Here is a 15,196-nt window from a genome sequence, read left to right as displayed (position 1 = left end):
GGAATGCGAGATGACTAACGTGAGCGACGTGCTGACCCCCGTTGAGGCGTTTCCTGACGAAGTGGATAGCCGAAAGAGACAGTGGCTGCAGGCGTTTCACCCGCCTGTAGAACAGATGAATGCGCCCCAGGTTCAGGAACCAGCCAGCCCGGAGTCGATTGTGGCAGATTTTATCCGTCAGCATTCAGCATCGGGGCAACTGGTGGCGCGCAGTGTCTTTTTGCTGCCGCCTTATTCGGTTCCTGAAACCGATCTTTCCGCGCTGCTGGATGTGCTGGGCCAGGACGCGAATGGTGCGGATATCACCTGTGTGCAGGGTGCGGAAGAAGCATATTTCTATTCGACGCAAACCATGACGGCAAATTACGCCGACATGTGTGTGCAGGTGGTGGAAAACGACATCTGCCGTGCGATTGCCGAGGCGGTACGCTTCGACTGTCGAACGTATCCTCGCCCTTATAAGGTCGCCATGTTGACGCAACCGCCGTATCGCTTTGAGTCTCAACAGATTGCCGCTGCGCTCACGGCCATGGAAACGCATCCTGATTATGCAGATATACGGACTGTGGAATCGTCAAATGCGGAGCCTTATTTGTTCAGCGAACGTTTTATGAGTTATGGCAAAGCGTACGGCCTGTGCGAATGGCTTGAGGTTGAGCAGTATCAGAACCCCTGAATTATTCAGGTTGATGTCATGGAACGTGTGGACGACCACTGTCACAGTATTAGAGGATAACCCGATGTCCTTCACCCGACGAAAATTTGTCATTGGCATGGGGACGGTGATTTTTTTCACTGGCCCAGGTCAAAATCTGTTAGCGAGTACCAGGAGTTCTAAAGACGTACATTACGTCATGATTCACGATGAATCACTGTGTAACGGATGTAATATCTGCGCCCGCGCATGCAGGAAAACCAACCATGTTCCTGCGCAGGGTAGCCGTTTGTCGATAGCTCATATTCCGGTTTCGGACAACGACAACGAAACGCTGTATCACTACTTCCGTCAGTCCTGCCAGCACTGTGATGATGCCCCCTGTATTGAGGTGTGTCCGACCGGCGCCTCATGGCGAGATGACAACGGCATTGTGCGGGTAGACACGTCTTCCTGTATCGGCTGCAGTTACTGTATTGGCGCGTGTCCTTATCAGGTGCGTTATCTCAACCCGCAGACCAAAGTGGCGGATAAATGCGACTTCTGCGCTGAATCTCGTCTGGCGAAAGGTTTCCCACCGATCTGTGTTAACGCCTGCCCGGAACATGCGCTGATTTTTGGTCGCGAAGATAGCCCGGAAATTCAGACCTGGTTGAGAGAAAATAAGTATTACGAGCATCAACTTGCAGGCGCCGGGAAACCCCATCTGTATCGTCGGTTCGGTCAACATTTGATTAAAAAGGAAAATGTATGAACGCGTCGCAGAATGCCGAACAGTTTCACGCCCAGCTTGCGCAGTTTGTTCCCCTGTTTTCACCGGACTACTGGCCTGTGTGGTTGGTCATCGCCGGGTTAATGCTGGTGGGGATGTGGCTGGTGCTGGCGCTACACGCCATGCTGCGCTTTCGGGCCGCGCATAAAGCGTCGGCAGGGCACGGTGAGAAAGTCTATTTATACTCGAAGGCCGTTCGTTTGTGGCACTGGTCGAATGCGCTGCTATTTCTGCTACTTCTGGTCAGTGGCCTGGTCAATCACTTCTCCGTCGTCAGTGCGTCGGTGATGAAAAGCCTGCTTACCGTGCATGAGATCTGCGGCTTTTTGCTGCTCGCCTGCTGGATTGGATTTGTCCTGATCAATCTGATTGGCGGCAACGGGCATCACTATATTATTCAACGTCAGGGCTGGATCGGACGAGCGCAAAGACAAACGCGTTTTTACCTGTTTGGCATTATGCAGGGCGAGTCACACCCATTCCCGGCATCAAAGCGTTCTAAATTCAACCCGCTACAGCAGGCGGCCTATGTTGGCGTGATGTATGGCTTACTGCCACTGCTGCTGATCTCGGGGTTGTTATCGCTATATCCGACGGTTGTCGGTGACCTGTTCCCCGGCGTGCGTTACTGGTTGCTCCAGGCGCACTTCGCGCTGGCAATAATCAGTCTGTTTTTCATTTTTGGGCATCTTTATCTCTGCACGACAGGTCGTACGCCGGGCGAAACTTTCAAGTGTATGGTGGATGGCTATCACCGGCATTAAGCGATGATGATTACGCGAAGTGACTTACGGGCCTGGCGCGTTGGGCCCGTAATGTATCGCTGGTTTCTACGCGCGTTTCCAACTGGCGGAAGCTATGCTGATGTCCATCGTGCGCTCCAGCGGGAAGGGTATACAGACTGGGCAAATAGTCTGGTGGAATACGGCTGGTCAAAATGGCGGGAAGAGGCGAGTTTTGCCCAGCAGGATATTCGCGCGATGGGGAATATTTCCCGTGTGCAAACGGCGGGGGAAATCAGCCGTCCGCTGGCGAGTGCAGAAGATAATGCCCGATTCAGTTGTGCAGGCGATAACGTTAAAATCACCAGCGCCGGGTATGCCGCACAGATCGCCAGCGCAGGTTACAGCGCACGTATTGGTAGCGTAGGCTATAACGCGCATATCGGCAGTTCAGGCGATCGCGGGCGAATTGCGGTTGCGGGAAATTCGGCACGTATCAGTAGCGTGGGTGACGGGACGCGTATCGCCAGTACCGGCATGCGCGTACGCATCAGTTCGCTCGGCGACAGAAACCGGATTGCCTGCGGTGGTGATTTAACTCAGTTGGCCTGTTTTGGCGCAGAGTCTAAAATCGCCAACTGCGCCGACAACATCCACATTATTGCCAGCGGAGAGAACGCCGTTGTTGCCAGTACCGGTGTTGTCGATTCGATAATACTCGGTCCCGGCGGCTGCGCGGCGCTGGCCTATCACGATGGCGAGAGAATGCGTTTTGCGCTTGCCGTTGAGGGGGAAAATAACATTCGGGCGGGCGTGAAATATCGGCTCAACGAAGACCACCAGTTTGTGGAATGTTGAGCCGTGATCTCATTTTAACGCGAAGCGGCGTTGGGTGATTTTCTCCAGGCTCAGGCACAGCAGGTAATAGACCAGTCCCGTAAAAATAAAAATGGCTGCCGGATAGATTTGTACCCGGCTGTTAACCTGACCCGCAACCGTTGTGAGTTCCGGCACGTTAACGATAAACGCCAACGACGTGTCCTTCAGTAATCCAATAAAAATCCCCGTCAGCGATGGCAGTACGTTACGCAGCACCTGCGGCAATAAGATAAGCCACAGGGCCTGATACGGGCGAAAACCCTGAACCACGGCAGCATCATATTGCCCGCCAGGCAGCGCGCTAATTCCTGCATACACTGAGTGCATGACCGAGGCAGCGGTGAACCATGCCAGCGCCAGCGTCACGGTAACGGCTCCGGGGAGATCGCTTCCGGTCAGCATGGGTAGCAAATACCACATCCAGAAAATCACAAAGATTAGCGGAATGCCGCGAATAAACTCCGCCCAGATAAACAACCCGTTGCGAACCGTGCCCGGAAAACGCCAGGCGCAGCAGGCAAGAACTATCCCACCAGGCAAGGCCAGCAGCGCCGCGCCGAGAGCCATCAACAACGTGAGCAGAACGCCGCCGGGTTGTCCCTGGGCCACCCGTCCCCACAGGAGATAATCAAGATTGTCGGTAATGACCGAAATGTTAGCGATCATGCAGTATGCTCCTGACGCTGAAGATACGCGTTTTAACCTTTGACGATTTACCCGATGCCGGCCGTGGGCCAAGACGCGTAAGCAGCATACCCAGAACGATGCCTGTGAAAAGATAGAGCGCAGTGCCAACAGCAAAGGCTTCCAGCGCGTGCGCGTTGTAGCTCTCAATTTGCCGCACCTGGTAGGTGAGCTCAGCAAATCCAATACCACTGGCAAGCGAGGAAAGTTTCATCAGGTTAAGGTATTGCCCAACAATGGGTTGCCAGGCGTTCGCCAGTCCCTGAGGAAGCAGAATGTGACGAAACGTCGCCCAGGATGAAAAACCCTGCGCCACGGCAGCCTCACGTTGTCCGGCAGAAACCGCCTGTAAACCAGAGGCGATCTCCTCGACCAAAAATGCCGAGGTAAATACGCCCAGCCCCCATGCTGAACAGATAAACTCTGGTGTTAACCACCAGACATCGCCTGGCAGAATAGACCAGGGATGCTCTGCATTGATGAAGGTAATGACGTTGCGGGGCAGCCAGTTCCATGCGGCAAAATACCAGAACATCAGTTGCACCAGTAAAGGCGTGTTGCGAAACACCGAAACCCATACACTGACCACCGCTTTGTTGAAGCGATGGCCCGTCAGACGCAGGCCGAGTAGGAAGATGGCAATGAGCGTGGCGAGTACGACACCTGCCAGTGTCACCCAGAGCGTGGTGAGAAAACCGGAAATTATCCATTGCAGAGGTTGCCCGCTCAGCACTCCCTGCCAGTCCATTGCAAGCATTATAGCGATGACTCCTGGTGTAACGGGTCGAGCACTTTTTTCAGGAAACGCTGGGTTCTCGGGTGCTGTGGCCGGGTGAAAAAATCCTCCGGCGCGGCCACTTCAAGAATTTCTCCGCCATCGATGAATACCACGCGATCGGCAATCTCACGGGCAAAATGCATTTCATGGGTCACGACGATCATGGTGATACCGCTGTGGGCCAGGTTTTTCATCACCTGTAATACCTCGCCGATCATTTCTGGATCCAGCGCGGAGGTGGGCTCATCAAACAGAAGGATTTGCGGCGATGAGGCCAGCGCGCGGGCGATGGCCACGCGCTGTTGCTGCCCACCGGACAACTGTGCGGCATAAGCGCTCGCTTTTTCTGCCAGTCCCACCTGATCCAGCAATTCGAGTGCCCGACGCGCCGCTGCCGCCTTGTTCCAGCCGTGAACATATTCCAGCGCCAGTGAGATGTTCTGATGCGCTGTCAGATGCGAATAGAGATTGAATTGCTGAAAAACGAAACCGATACGGCTGCGTAACTGGCGTAATGCTGCCCCGCGCAACTGACTAATTGGTTTGTCATCAATGAAAATCTCGCCACCGCTGAGCGACTCAAGCTGATTGATAAGGCGTATAAGCGTGGATTTTCCCGAGCCAGAAGGGCCCAGAATAGTCACCACTTCACCGGGTTCAACTGACAGGCTGACGCCGTTAAGTACGGTGTGAGTGTCAAACTGTTTGATGACATTGCGCAGTTCGACGCTTGCCTGGCGCAAATGGTTAAAATCCGCCGCGGAAACTGCACAACGATGAAACAGGGCTGAGAGCATATTACTTCGCTTCTATTTTAAAGGCGCGGGGTTGCGGATTTTTGGTTTCAGGGCCAAACCAGACATCATATATTTTTGCCGCCTGCCCGGTAGATTCCAGCCTCAAAAGCTCATCATTGACGGCTTTTAACAGCGCTGGCTCACCTTTTTTCACTCCCACGCCAATCTCTTCTTTGCTCAGCAGGTCTGGCAGAATTTTGAAATCTGCTTTATCCGGCGCACCGCTTAATAGACCGGCCAGAATCGTACTGTCCTGGGTGATGGCCTGAACATTGCCATTGCGTAGCGCGGTTAACGCCAGTGGAATATCGTCGTAGGCCAGCACACGCGACTGCGGGAAGCGCTGATGGAGCGCCTGCTCACCGGTAGTGCCTTTCACCGCACCGATTCGCGCTTTGCTGTATGCATCGAGCTGGTCCGGGGATTTGGCCGGTACCAGGAACTGCTGCCCGGTAACAAAATAGGGGACGGAGAAGTCAATGACCTGCGCCCGCTCAGGCGTAATCGTGATATCCGCCACGATTAAATCGGCTTTACCGGATTGTAATAACGGAATGCGGTTGGCCGGATTAGTCGCTACCAGTTCCAGTTTTACGCCGAGGGATTTTGCCAGCGCTTCAGCAAAATCAACGTCATAGCCGACAATCTTATGCGTTTTGGCATCGACGGAACCAAACGGCGGATTCGCGTCGAATGTCGCAACTTTTACTACGCCTGCGGCTTTGATATCGGCCAGTTGGTCAGCCTGAGCCTGCGAGGCGGCAATGCCGGTGGCCAGCAGCACGCCGAGTGCCAACAGTGTTTTTTTAGCGCGGTAAGTTTTCGTTGCCATCATGATGTAAATCCCTGTCGTTTTTGGTTTGTGCTTTTTACGCTCCCATAACTTACGTTCAGGACAAAATAAGAAAAAATTCTTATCTATTTACAAAATGTTATTAGTGAAAGCGGTGTTAACAATGGGTAAACGCAATGGGAAATGTAGATAAGAGGAGGGGCATAGTCTGGCGGTAAAAAAACCGGCATTGCGCCGGTTTGGAAATCAGATTTTACAGGCGTCGCCGCAGTCATTATCAGCAATAATGTCCTGCGCTTTCTTGTCTGCATCTTCCAGACGTTCAGCATTACGCTCTTGCGCTTCTTCCAGTCCATCAAAGACCAGATTATCGAGATCAATTTCCATCATTCACCTGCTCAGGTTCAGCGTTTAACATCACATTATTATATTGCAAAAATGTTGCTTAACAGCAGCGATTCTTGCTACTTAGCGTTGAACTCAATTCGGGATGCCTGTTTACCCGCCAGTTGACCAACAATTCGCAATTGCTAAAGAACCGTGAAGCGGAAATACCGAAAAATACTTGTGCCCTCGACTGTTCTACTTCCACTTTTTCATTAACGTGATGCGCGATCATTTTTAACAAATTAGCGACAAAATTACTATACATATAACTTAATATCTTTTATACATTAATTGTTCAACCCTGCGACTATTCCACAAAAGAGAAAGCTATATGGAACAGACACCTGATAAGAAAAACGATAATTTTCAAAAAGATGGCAAAGAACAGTTCAATCGCTCGATCGGTCTTATTTCAAACTTTGCGTTGGGTTTTACCTACCTTTCGCCGCTTACCGCCGTCTATTCGCTGTTTGCACTGGCAGTAACGCTGGCGGGGCCGCCCGCAGTCTGGTGGATTTTAATCGTCGCATGTGGACAACTTTTGGTGGCGTTGGTGTTTGGTGAGGTCGCTTCCCAGTATCCGATAACCGGCGGGCTTTATCCCTGGGCCAGAAGGTTATGGGGCAAGAAATATGCGTGGATCGCTGCCTGGATTTACCTGTGGGCATTGGTGGTCACCATTACGTCAATCGCGGAATATACTTCAACATTTGTTGAGTCGCTCTTCCACTATGGTCAGACGCCAGCCACTATGTTGGCGACTTCCGTCCTGCTGCTGCTTTTGATGATGGCTGTTAATATGTCCGGGACTAAAAATCTGGCTCGGGTCGCAAAAATTGGCTTCTGGTGTGAAATCGTTAGCGTGATTGCGCTGGGAATTTATCTGCTGATATTCCACCGTTCGCAGCCATTCTCCGTAATTTTTGATTCGATGGGCGTGCTGGCGCATGACGGCAGTTATTCCACCGCATTTATGTCTGCCGCGCTGATGGGGCTGTTTATGTTCTTTGGCTTTGAGGCCTGCGGTAACGTTGCGGAAGAGGTACAGAATCCGAGTAAAAAGATCCCGGTTGCGATGATTTTAAGCATCGTATTTGGCGCGATTTCGGCGATTATTTCCGTCATGGGATACCTCCTGGCTTCACCAAATCTGGTCAGTATCGTGAATGGCAAAACGTCTGACCCGATTCCGGCCATCCTTAATGAAGCTCTTGGTGAAACTGGTGCAACTATCTTTATCATCGTCGCGATTGTGGCGATGCTGTCGTGCATTTTGTCTCTGCAGGCTGCGTTAAGCCGTCTTATCTTTTCTTTCTCCCGCGACAGAATGCTGCCGGGAAGTGAGTGGATGTCAAAGATCTCTAAAAATGGCGTTCCGGATAATGCCATGGTTGTTAGCTGTCTGCTGCCAGTCATCATCTGTATTTGGGTCTATTTCCAGCCAGACAACCTGTCGCGTATTACCGCGTTTGCCGTCATCGGTATTTATATCTCGTTCCAGATGGTTGTGCTTGCCGCACTGCGCCAGCGCCTGAAAGGCTGGAAACCGGCCGGGGAGTGGACCATTGGCGGTTGGGGCGTGATTGTGAACGTGCTGGCGCTAGCCTATGGATTGTGTGGGATCTGGTTGTTGGCGCAACCGGCAGACAGCAGCGATTTCATCGACCGTTGGACGGTACTGTTCGGCCTGGCGATTGTCGTTGGCTCCGGGCTTATCTATATGTTCCTGACCCGACCGTTTGGTCGCTCTGCGGCACCGGAAAACGACGCCATTGCCTACGCTAACAAGCTGAATATGGGGCAGGATAACTAAACACTAAGGGCCTTCGGGCCCTTAGTTTTGATAGTGATAAAGGATAAAGTAGTCGCTCTGATAAACAACGGTACTGTTTGCGGGAGAGAGTAATTCACCCACGCGAAAACGTGGCCAGCTGGAAAAGATAATTCTGTTTTCCAGATTGGTCAGAATGACATAGTCAGGATGAGCGCAGGAGAGCAGTTCGGCCTCTATCTGACTGACCAGCAGATCGACGGCGGCAACGCCAAGAAACTGATCGTTGTAGTAGATCGGCACTGCCGAGGTCAGGGTGTAGGAAATATTGCAGATATAGTCGACGTAGGGACCGTGGATATAGGCTTTTCCTGCCGGAGGTGAGTGCTTAAACCACTCGAAGGTTCTGAAATCCAGGCGTTGCTGGGTGGCCTGATCTAAATCGAGGTGCGCCTGACTCAAACCATTATCTTTCTTATACCACCATTCCAGCAGCCAATACTCTTTTGTGGTTGCAGTGCTCTCAATATGGCTGGCGAACCCGGCCCCTGAACAGTAATGATTGTTACTGAGGGTGCGCTTGATGTGTTGCTGAACGGTAGATCTCACCGATGGATCGAGGACAACTTCTGCTGAGGCCTTTTGCACCCCGGAAATCGCCTCATGGATGCTCCTCGCCAGCGCAACGGTAGAATCTACGGTAGAGGCGGTAATATCATCAATCTTACGAATTAATGCGCTTAAGGATGTCGAAGAGCTCATTGTCTGTCCTGCCTTCACTGATTGTCAGTTCGAGTTATATTTCAGCTTTTTTTCAATAAGGTAATAGGTAAACGAGTCGATGATCCGTGTGGCAAGCTGCACGGATTCTGCCTCGTTGTGAGCAGCCAGCGCATCGGCCAGTGCCGAGTAAAGCGCAATAATTTCGGCATGAATGTTGTCTGCGCGATAAAGTATCGCCACCAGCGATGCCCATTCAGCCTGGACCTGCAGCTCCTGATTGGCCAGTCGCGCCGAATGTGAACTGGCAGCTATCGCCAGTAGACAGCGCATATCGGCCTGGGTCATAAGCTCTGGTGAGTTTGCCTTGCTGAGCACCTCAACAAACTCGCGAAATTTGGCGATATCCGCGCCGGTCATCCGTCTGGAAGCCAGCCTTGCGCTATGGCTGATAATGGCGCAATGCATTTCGCCCAGGTCAGAAAGATAATCCGTACTGATCGCTTTGAACGGATGCAGGGCGCTGTTTTTGCCATCAATATTTTCGCAAACGAAGCTCCCGCCATTACGACCACGAACCGTATGGATAAGATTATTAGCCCGAAGCGTGTTTAGCGCTTCTCTGATAGTGATATGTGAGACACCCATCATCTTTGCCAAATCAGTTTCGTTGGGGAGCTGTTCTTTTGGCTCCAGCAACCCCGTGATAATGGCGTTTGACAGGCGCTGCACTATCTGGTCTGAACGACTGACCTGCCCGATAGGCGCAAATATGACCGCGTGAGTAATCATAATCTTTTCTGCACTCAATTCCCTGAAACAACGACCATTTTTAACACATGCCCGTCGGGCAAGGAAGGTAAGAATGGCCGAGTTATTTTACATGCCTATGCGCAACGTCACTGCACAAGCGGATGTGTGTCCCGATAACCTCATGATGAGCTGAGCAAACGCGTTGGCTCACGATGAAAAGCCTTATCTCGAAAATGTAAAAATTAAGTTAAAAATGCGAGGCTTATCATAGTGTCAATGTTGCGCATTTGAAAATCTTTTACAATATATATATTACATAAGATTCTTTATGTATTAACGGACAGGAGACAGACATGAAAACCCTGAAGCATTTTATCAATGGGCAATATGTAGCAGGTCGTAGCGAAGATACCTTCGAACTGGTGAGTCCGGTCGACGGCGAAACGTACGCATTATCACCCAACGCCAATGCGGAAGAGGTGGAGCAGGCCTACTCGGCGGCGGAGGCGGCGTTTATCATCTGGCGAAAATCGACGCCGGCACAGCGGCAAAAGGCGTTATTGCAACTGGCAGATGAGATTGAACGAAACGTTGAGCGGCTGGTGAACGCGCAGAGTCAGGAGACCGGTCAGCTCCGCCATTTTATTGAGAAGGAAGAGATCGCGGCATCCTGCGATGCCATCCGTTTTTTTGCCGGTGCGGCGCGCTGTCTTGAAGGGAAAGCGGCAGGGGAATATTCCGCTGGGTTTACCTCGACTATCCGCCGTGAACCGCTGGGTATCGTTGGACAAGTCACGCCATGGAACTACCCGTTCATGATGGCGGTATGGAAGATTGCGCCAGCGCTGGCGGCAGGCAATACGGTCGTATTAAAACCCAGCGACACCACGCCGGTCAGCACGCTGCTGTTAGCTGAACTGGCCGCGCCGTTGTTCCCAAGAGGGGCGTTTAACGTCGTATTAGGTAAAGCCAGCACCGGTTCGCTGGTGGTTTCAAACCCAAAGGCCTCACTGGTTTCGATTACCGGTTCGGTCCGCGCGGGTCTACAGGTTGCGGCTTCGGCAGCGGCGAACCTGACCAAGGCGCATCTGGAATTGGGCGGGAAAGCGCCTGCGGTGGTGTTTGCTGATGCAGATATGGACAAGGCGATCGCGACGATCACCACGGCAGGCTTCTTCAATGCCGGCCAGGATTGCACGGCGGCTACGCGTATTCTGGTCGAACAATCCATCTACGCTGAATTCCTGGAAAAGCTGGTTCAGAAAACGAAGAGTATTAAATTTGGATCGCCAGCGGATCAGGCTGCGCTATATGGCGCATTGAACAGTAAAAACCAACTGGAGCAGGTGAAAGGCTTTATTGCGCGTTTACCGGCACATGCAAAAATTGAAACTGGTGGGCGTGCCGGGCCAGGTCCGGGCTTCTATTTTGAGCCGACGATCGTCTCCGGATTGCATCAACATGACGAAGCTATTCAGCATGAAGTATTTGGACCGGTAATGACTATTCAGCCGTTTTCGACTGATGAAGAGGGTCTACACAAAGCGAATGATGTGGAATATGGTCTGGCCGCCAGCGTCTGGACCAGTAACCATGGTCGCGCACAGCGCTTCAGCATTGACCTCGATTTTGGCACCGTGTGGATTAACAATCACATTCCTCTGTGCGCCGAAATGCCGCACGGCGGGTTCAAAAAATCGGGTTATGGCAAAGATCTCTCATCCTATTCGCTCGAAGAATATACCCGGGTGAAACATATCATGTGTGACATTTCTGAATAGAGAGGATGTCGATGAAAACATTAAACATAGCGGTGCTTTCATTCGTGATGTTCTCGGGCTATAGCCTGGCAGAAAGCACATCGCTGAATACCGTTAAAGAGTACATGGCGGCCTGGAATGCACACGATGCTTCGCGAGCCGCGCAATATCTTGCTGATGACGCAGTCTATTATGATGCCGCTGCTGGCGAACCGATAAATGGCAGAGAAAAAGCTGAAAAAGACGTTATCGGTGCCTTTATTAAGGCGGTGCCAGACCTGAGCTGGAAAATGGTCGGCAAACCCGTTTACGACGAAGATACCGTGGCGTTTCGTTGGGAATTTTCTGGCAAAAATAGTGGTGAATGGGCAGGGAGTCCGCCGACAAATAATCCGATAAAATTTGAAGGTGTCAGCTATATTCATGTTAAAGCAGGTAAAATCACCTGGCAGGGTGATTATTATGATTCTAAAAAACTGGATGAAGAGTTAAAGCCAGGGAAATAGTCGGCTGTACCCCTTTATTACTATGAAGGGGGACATCTCTTATTTGTGTCGTATTTAGGGCAGTGTGTAGCAATAAGGAAAAAAGTTAATGGCAATTACCAGACGTGATTTTCTCAACGGCGTCGCGGTGACTATTGCGGCGGGGCTTACCCCGCTGGAATGGGTCAGGGCGGCAGGAAAGGGAAACGCATTTATAGATGGAAATTATTATCCGCCAGGGCTGACGGGGCTGCGGGGTAATCATCCTGGATCGTTTGAAATGGCGCATGCAGTAGGCCGCGAGCATAAACATTTTGATTTAAACGCTCTGCCCGTTGAGGAAGAGTACGATCTGGTGATTGTGGGCGGCGGTATTAGCGGGCTGGCTGCCGGTTGTTTCTGGCGCCAGCTTGCCGGGCAAAATAGCCGGATCCTGATCCTCGATAACCATGACGATTTTGGCGGGCACGCCAAACGTAACGAATTTACGAGCTCAGGTAAGAAATTACTCGGCTATGGCGGTAGCGAAGCATTCCAGTCGCCCGCGCACAATTTCAGCCCTGAGGTGCAAAAACTGATGGAAACCGTGGGCGTCAGCGTCACGCGGTTAAAAGAGAGTTTTGACGTAAACTTCTACCCCGACTGGCAGCTCAGTCGTGGTGTTTTCTTCGACAAAAAGAATTTTGGCGAAACAAAAATCGTCAGCGGCGATCCGGGGCGTGCGGTATCTGATGATATCCCGCCGAACAGGCTCAATGGCCGTAAAATTGAAGACTTTATCAATGATTTTCCGCTAAGTGAGCACGACCGAAAGGCGTTGATCGACCTGCACGTCCATCCTGGCGACTATCTTCCTGGCATGACGGTCGATGAGAAAATGGAATGGCTGGATACCCACAGCTACAGTGAATTTTTGGCCACAAAAGTTGGTTTGAGCAAAATGGCGCTGCTCTATTTTCAGCAGCGTTCTAATGACTTCTTTGCCATCGGCATTGAAGGCATTTCCTGTAGCGATGCCAGGGCGTGCGCATTACCCGGCATGGAGGCGCTGGGAATACCGCCGTTGGACGGTGAGTCGCTGGCCGACCTCGAAGAGCCGTATGTTTACCATTTCCCTGACGGTAACGCCGGGCTGGCCCGACTGTTAGTCAGGTATATGCTGCCGGATGCGCTACCGGGTAACACGATGGAAGACTCTGTCCTTGCCAGACTGCATTACGAAAAGCTGGATCTGCCGGAAAACACCACGCGCCTGCGTCTGAACAGCACGGTGATTAATGCGGCCAACACAAAGGATGGCGTGGTGGTGACCTATCTGCGTGACGGCAAAATGCATCGCGTGCGCGGTAAAAACACCATCATGGCGGGCTATAACATGATGATCCCGTATCTGGTGCCTGAGATGCCGGAACAGCAGCAGGCGGATCTCAAACTGAACGTGAAGGCACCGCTGGTGTACACCAACGTGGAGGTCAAAAACTGGCAGGCGTTCAAACAGCTTGGCGTGCATGAATTTTACTCTCCGGCGGCACCTTACAGCCGGATTAAGCTCGACTATCCGGTCAGCATCGGCGGGTATCAACACCCGGCCTCACCGGACGATCCGATGGTCATTCACATGGTCTATGTGCCTACTTATCCGGGCAGTAATCTGTCGGCCAGAGAGCAATTCCGTCTGGGGCGAGCGTATTTACTGGGGACCACATTTGCGACGCATGAGGAGATGATTCGCTCCCAGTTGCAGGAAATGTTTGGCTCAACGGGCTTTGATAATCAACGCGATATCTCCGCCATTACGGTTAACCGCTGGGCGCATGGCTATGCGTATTACGCCAACGCGTTGTTCGATGATATGGATAAAATGCCAGAAATTATCGAGCGGGCGCGTCAGCCAGTTGGTCGCATTGCCATCGCTAATTCCGATTCTGACTGGGGCGCTTATGCCCATACGGCCATCGACCAGGCATGGCGTGCGGTTAATGAACTCAAGGATATGGGGTGATCTATGCGTAACGTAACCGTTCTTGCCGCCTGTTTGTTTACCGCCTCTGTGAGTGCAGCGGAATCTAATGGCGAATATATCGCCCGTATCTCTGACTGTGTGGCCTGTCATACCACCGAAGGGGGGGCGGCGATGGCGGGAGGCAAAAAGTTTCCTACTCCGGTAGGGGATATTTATTCGACCAACATTACCCCAGACAAAACCCAGGGTATTGGTAATTACTCATACGAGGATTTTGACAAGGCCGTACGTCAGGGAATTGCCAAAGATGGTCATCCGCTCTATCCGGCCATGCCTTATCCCTCTTACGCGAAACTTTCTGATGACGATGTACAGGCGTTGTATCGCTATTTTATGCATGATGTCACCCCCTCTGCGCAGCCCAATAAAGAGAATGCCATTCCGTGGCTACTCTCCGCCCGCTGGCCGCTGCATATCTGGAACTGGCTATTTACCGACGCGCCAGCGACGGCTGTAGAACGTGCAAAAACGGATGACAACGCTGCGTTGGTAAAACGGGGCGCTTATCTGGTGGAAGGTCCCGGACACTGCGGTTCTTGCCATACCCCGAGAGGCATGGCGATGAACGAAAAAGCGTATACCAATGCTGATGCCGAGTACCTGAGCGGCGCGATGATCGACGGCTGGTATGCGCCCTCGCTGCGCGGTACGGGAATGTCTGAGCAGGAATTAAAATCGCTGTTGCTGACCGGTAAAAGCAAGCATGCCGCGGTTTCAGGTTCGATGGCTGAAGTCGTTACGCAAAGTACACAGTACCTGACCGATGACGATGCCACGGCGATCGCGCAATATCTGCTGAGCCTGAAAAGCGAGAAGCCTGAAACGGTGCGCGCAGCGGCAACTACGGTGTCCTGGTCGAATTCACCCGAGGCGGGCAAAGTGACCTATAACCGCTACTGCTCCACCTGTCACGGTCTGGAGGGGAAAGGTACGGATGATAACGCACCTTCTTTGATCAACAATCCGTTGGTGATGGTTGATGACCCGACGCCGCTATTCAGAGTGATTGCCCACGGCGCAGAAACACCGACAACGCGTGGCAGCGTCTCCTTTAAGATGCCGGCTTACGGTGGCATGTTAAGCGACAACGAAATGCGCGACGTGATTAATTACGTGCGTAAAAGTTGGGGAGAAGGGAATGGCGAAGTAAGCCAGGAGGACCTGGCAGGAATTAAAAAAGCGTCACATTAAACAGCATGTCGGATGGACAAGGTGCT

Annotated in this window: 16 protein-coding genes; 9 read left to right on the top strand and 7 right to left on the bottom strand. The window is 52.0% G+C overall.

Going from position 1 to position 15,196, the window contains the following annotated elements:
- Window positions 1-10 precede the first annotated feature (10 nt).
- The 4 genes from OGW44_RS03385 to ydhT all read left to right on the top strand — a co-directional run bounded on the left by OGW44_RS03385 (window position 11) and on the right by ydhT (window position 3,007).
- Entirely contained in the window at window positions 11-676 is a 666-nt protein-coding gene (locus tag OGW44_RS03385; protein ID WP_046274687.1) for a YdhW family putative oxidoreductase system protein, read from the top strand.
- A gap of 64 nt (window positions 677-740) precedes the next feature.
- Window positions 741-1,409: a 4Fe-4S dicluster domain-containing protein gene (locus tag OGW44_RS03380; RefSeq protein ID WP_016152923.1), complete on the top strand. Its 669-nt coding sequence runs from the start codon at window positions 741-743 to the stop codon at window positions 1,407-1,409.
- Window positions 1,406-2,191 carry a thiosulfate reductase cytochrome B subunit gene (gene phsC / locus OGW44_RS03375; protein WP_094761235.1) on the top strand — a complete coding sequence of 262 codons (786 nt, stop codon included), beginning with the start codon at window positions 1,406-1,408 and terminating at the stop codon, window positions 2,189-2,191. The genes OGW44_RS03380 and phsC overlap by 4 nt, the downstream gene beginning before the upstream one ends.
- Before the next feature lie 3 nt (window positions 2,192-2,194).
- Window positions 2,195-3,007: a protein YdhT gene (gene ydhT, locus OGW44_RS03370; protein ID WP_016152925.1), complete on the top strand. Its 813-nt coding sequence runs from the start codon at window positions 2,195-2,197 to the stop codon at window positions 3,005-3,007.
- Window positions 3,008-3,016: 9 nt separating this feature from the next.
- Here ydhT and OGW44_RS03365 read toward each other — a convergent pair whose 3' ends face one another.
- The 5 genes from OGW44_RS03365 to OGW44_RS03345 form a co-directional block, all read right to left on the bottom strand.
- Window positions 3,017-3,694 carry an amino acid ABC transporter permease gene (locus OGW44_RS03365; protein WP_016156380.1) on the bottom strand — a complete coding sequence of 226 codons (678 nt, stop codon included), beginning with the start codon at window positions 3,692-3,694 and terminating at the stop codon, window positions 3,017-3,019.
- Window positions 3,684-4,469, bottom strand: coding sequence for an amino acid ABC transporter permease (locus tag OGW44_RS03360; RefSeq protein WP_016152927.1), 786 nt, complete (start codon window positions 4,467-4,469; stop codon window positions 3,684-3,686). Before OGW44_RS03360 ends, OGW44_RS03365 begins: the two co-directional genes overlap by 11 nt.
- A complete protein-coding gene (locus tag OGW44_RS03355) occupies window positions 4,469-5,287 on the bottom strand; it encodes an amino acid ABC transporter ATP-binding protein (protein ID WP_016156382.1) in 819 nt (272 codons plus the stop codon). Before OGW44_RS03355 ends, OGW44_RS03360 begins: the two co-directional genes overlap by 1 nt.
- A gap of 1 nt (window position 5,288) precedes the next feature.
- A complete protein-coding gene (locus tag OGW44_RS03350) occupies window positions 5,289-6,122 on the bottom strand; it encodes an ABC transporter substrate-binding protein (protein ID WP_047417771.1) in 834 nt (277 codons plus the stop codon).
- A 204-nt stretch (window positions 6,123-6,326) separates the two neighbouring features.
- Window positions 6,327-6,467 (bottom strand): hypothetical protein, encoded by a 141-nt coding sequence (locus OGW44_RS03345; RefSeq protein ID WP_016152930.1) that lies wholly within the window; start codon window positions 6,465-6,467, stop codon window positions 6,327-6,329.
- A 331-nt stretch (window positions 6,468-6,798) separates the two neighbouring features.
- Here OGW44_RS03345 and OGW44_RS03340 point away from each other — a divergent pair, with 331 nt between their 5' ends.
- Window positions 6,799-8,280 carry an APC family permease gene (locus OGW44_RS03340; RefSeq protein WP_103928160.1) on the top strand — a complete coding sequence of 494 codons (1,482 nt, stop codon included), beginning with the start codon at window positions 6,799-6,801 and terminating at the stop codon, window positions 8,278-8,280.
- 21 nt (window positions 8,281-8,301) lie between these two features.
- On the opposite strand, the gene OGW44_RS03335 is transcribed toward OGW44_RS03340, so the two are convergent.
- Together OGW44_RS03335 and OGW44_RS03330 are read right to left on the bottom strand one after the other, a co-directional pair.
- Complete coding sequence (locus OGW44_RS03335) at window positions 8,302-9,000, bottom strand: cache domain-containing protein (protein WP_016152932.1); 699 nt, start codon at window positions 8,998-9,000, stop codon at window positions 8,302-8,304.
- A 24-nt stretch (window positions 9,001-9,024) separates the two neighbouring features.
- Window positions 9,025-9,750: a FadR/GntR family transcriptional regulator gene (locus OGW44_RS03330; RefSeq protein ID WP_016152933.1), complete on the bottom strand. Its 726-nt coding sequence runs from the start codon at window positions 9,748-9,750 to the stop codon at window positions 9,025-9,027.
- A 314-nt stretch (window positions 9,751-10,064) separates the two neighbouring features.
- On the opposite strand from OGW44_RS03330, the gene OGW44_RS03325 reads away from it, so the two are divergent.
- The 4 genes from OGW44_RS03325 to OGW44_RS03310 all read left to right on the top strand — a co-directional run bounded on the left by OGW44_RS03325 (window position 10,065) and on the right by OGW44_RS03310 (window position 15,170).
- Window positions 10,065-11,492 carry a gamma-aminobutyraldehyde dehydrogenase gene (locus OGW44_RS03325; protein WP_185654575.1) on the top strand — a complete coding sequence of 476 codons (1,428 nt, stop codon included), beginning with the start codon at window positions 10,065-10,067 and terminating at the stop codon, window positions 11,490-11,492.
- Between the two features lie 11 nt (window positions 11,493-11,503).
- Entirely contained in the window at window positions 11,504-11,977 is a 474-nt protein-coding gene (locus OGW44_RS03320) for an ester cyclase (protein WP_052733163.1), read from the top strand.
- Between the two features lie 88 nt (window positions 11,978-12,065).
- On the top strand, window positions 12,066-13,958 hold the full coding sequence (locus OGW44_RS03315) for a flavin monoamine oxidase family protein (RefSeq protein ID WP_185654576.1): 1,893 nt from the start codon (window positions 12,066-12,068) through the stop codon (window positions 13,956-13,958).
- Between the two features lie 3 nt (window positions 13,959-13,961).
- Window positions 13,962-15,170 (top strand): cytochrome c, encoded by a 1,209-nt coding sequence (locus OGW44_RS03310; protein ID WP_019076697.1) that lies wholly within the window; start codon window positions 13,962-13,964, stop codon window positions 15,168-15,170.
- Window positions 15,171-15,196: the final 26 nt, after the last annotated feature.

Origin of the sequence: Citrobacter sp. Cb023, from assembly GCF_030336805.1 — a bacterium.
Classification (GTDB): domain Bacteria; phylum Pseudomonadota; class Gammaproteobacteria; order Enterobacterales; family Enterobacteriaceae; genus Citrobacter; species Citrobacter braakii.
This window is presented reverse-complemented; position numbering and strand designations above follow the sequence as displayed.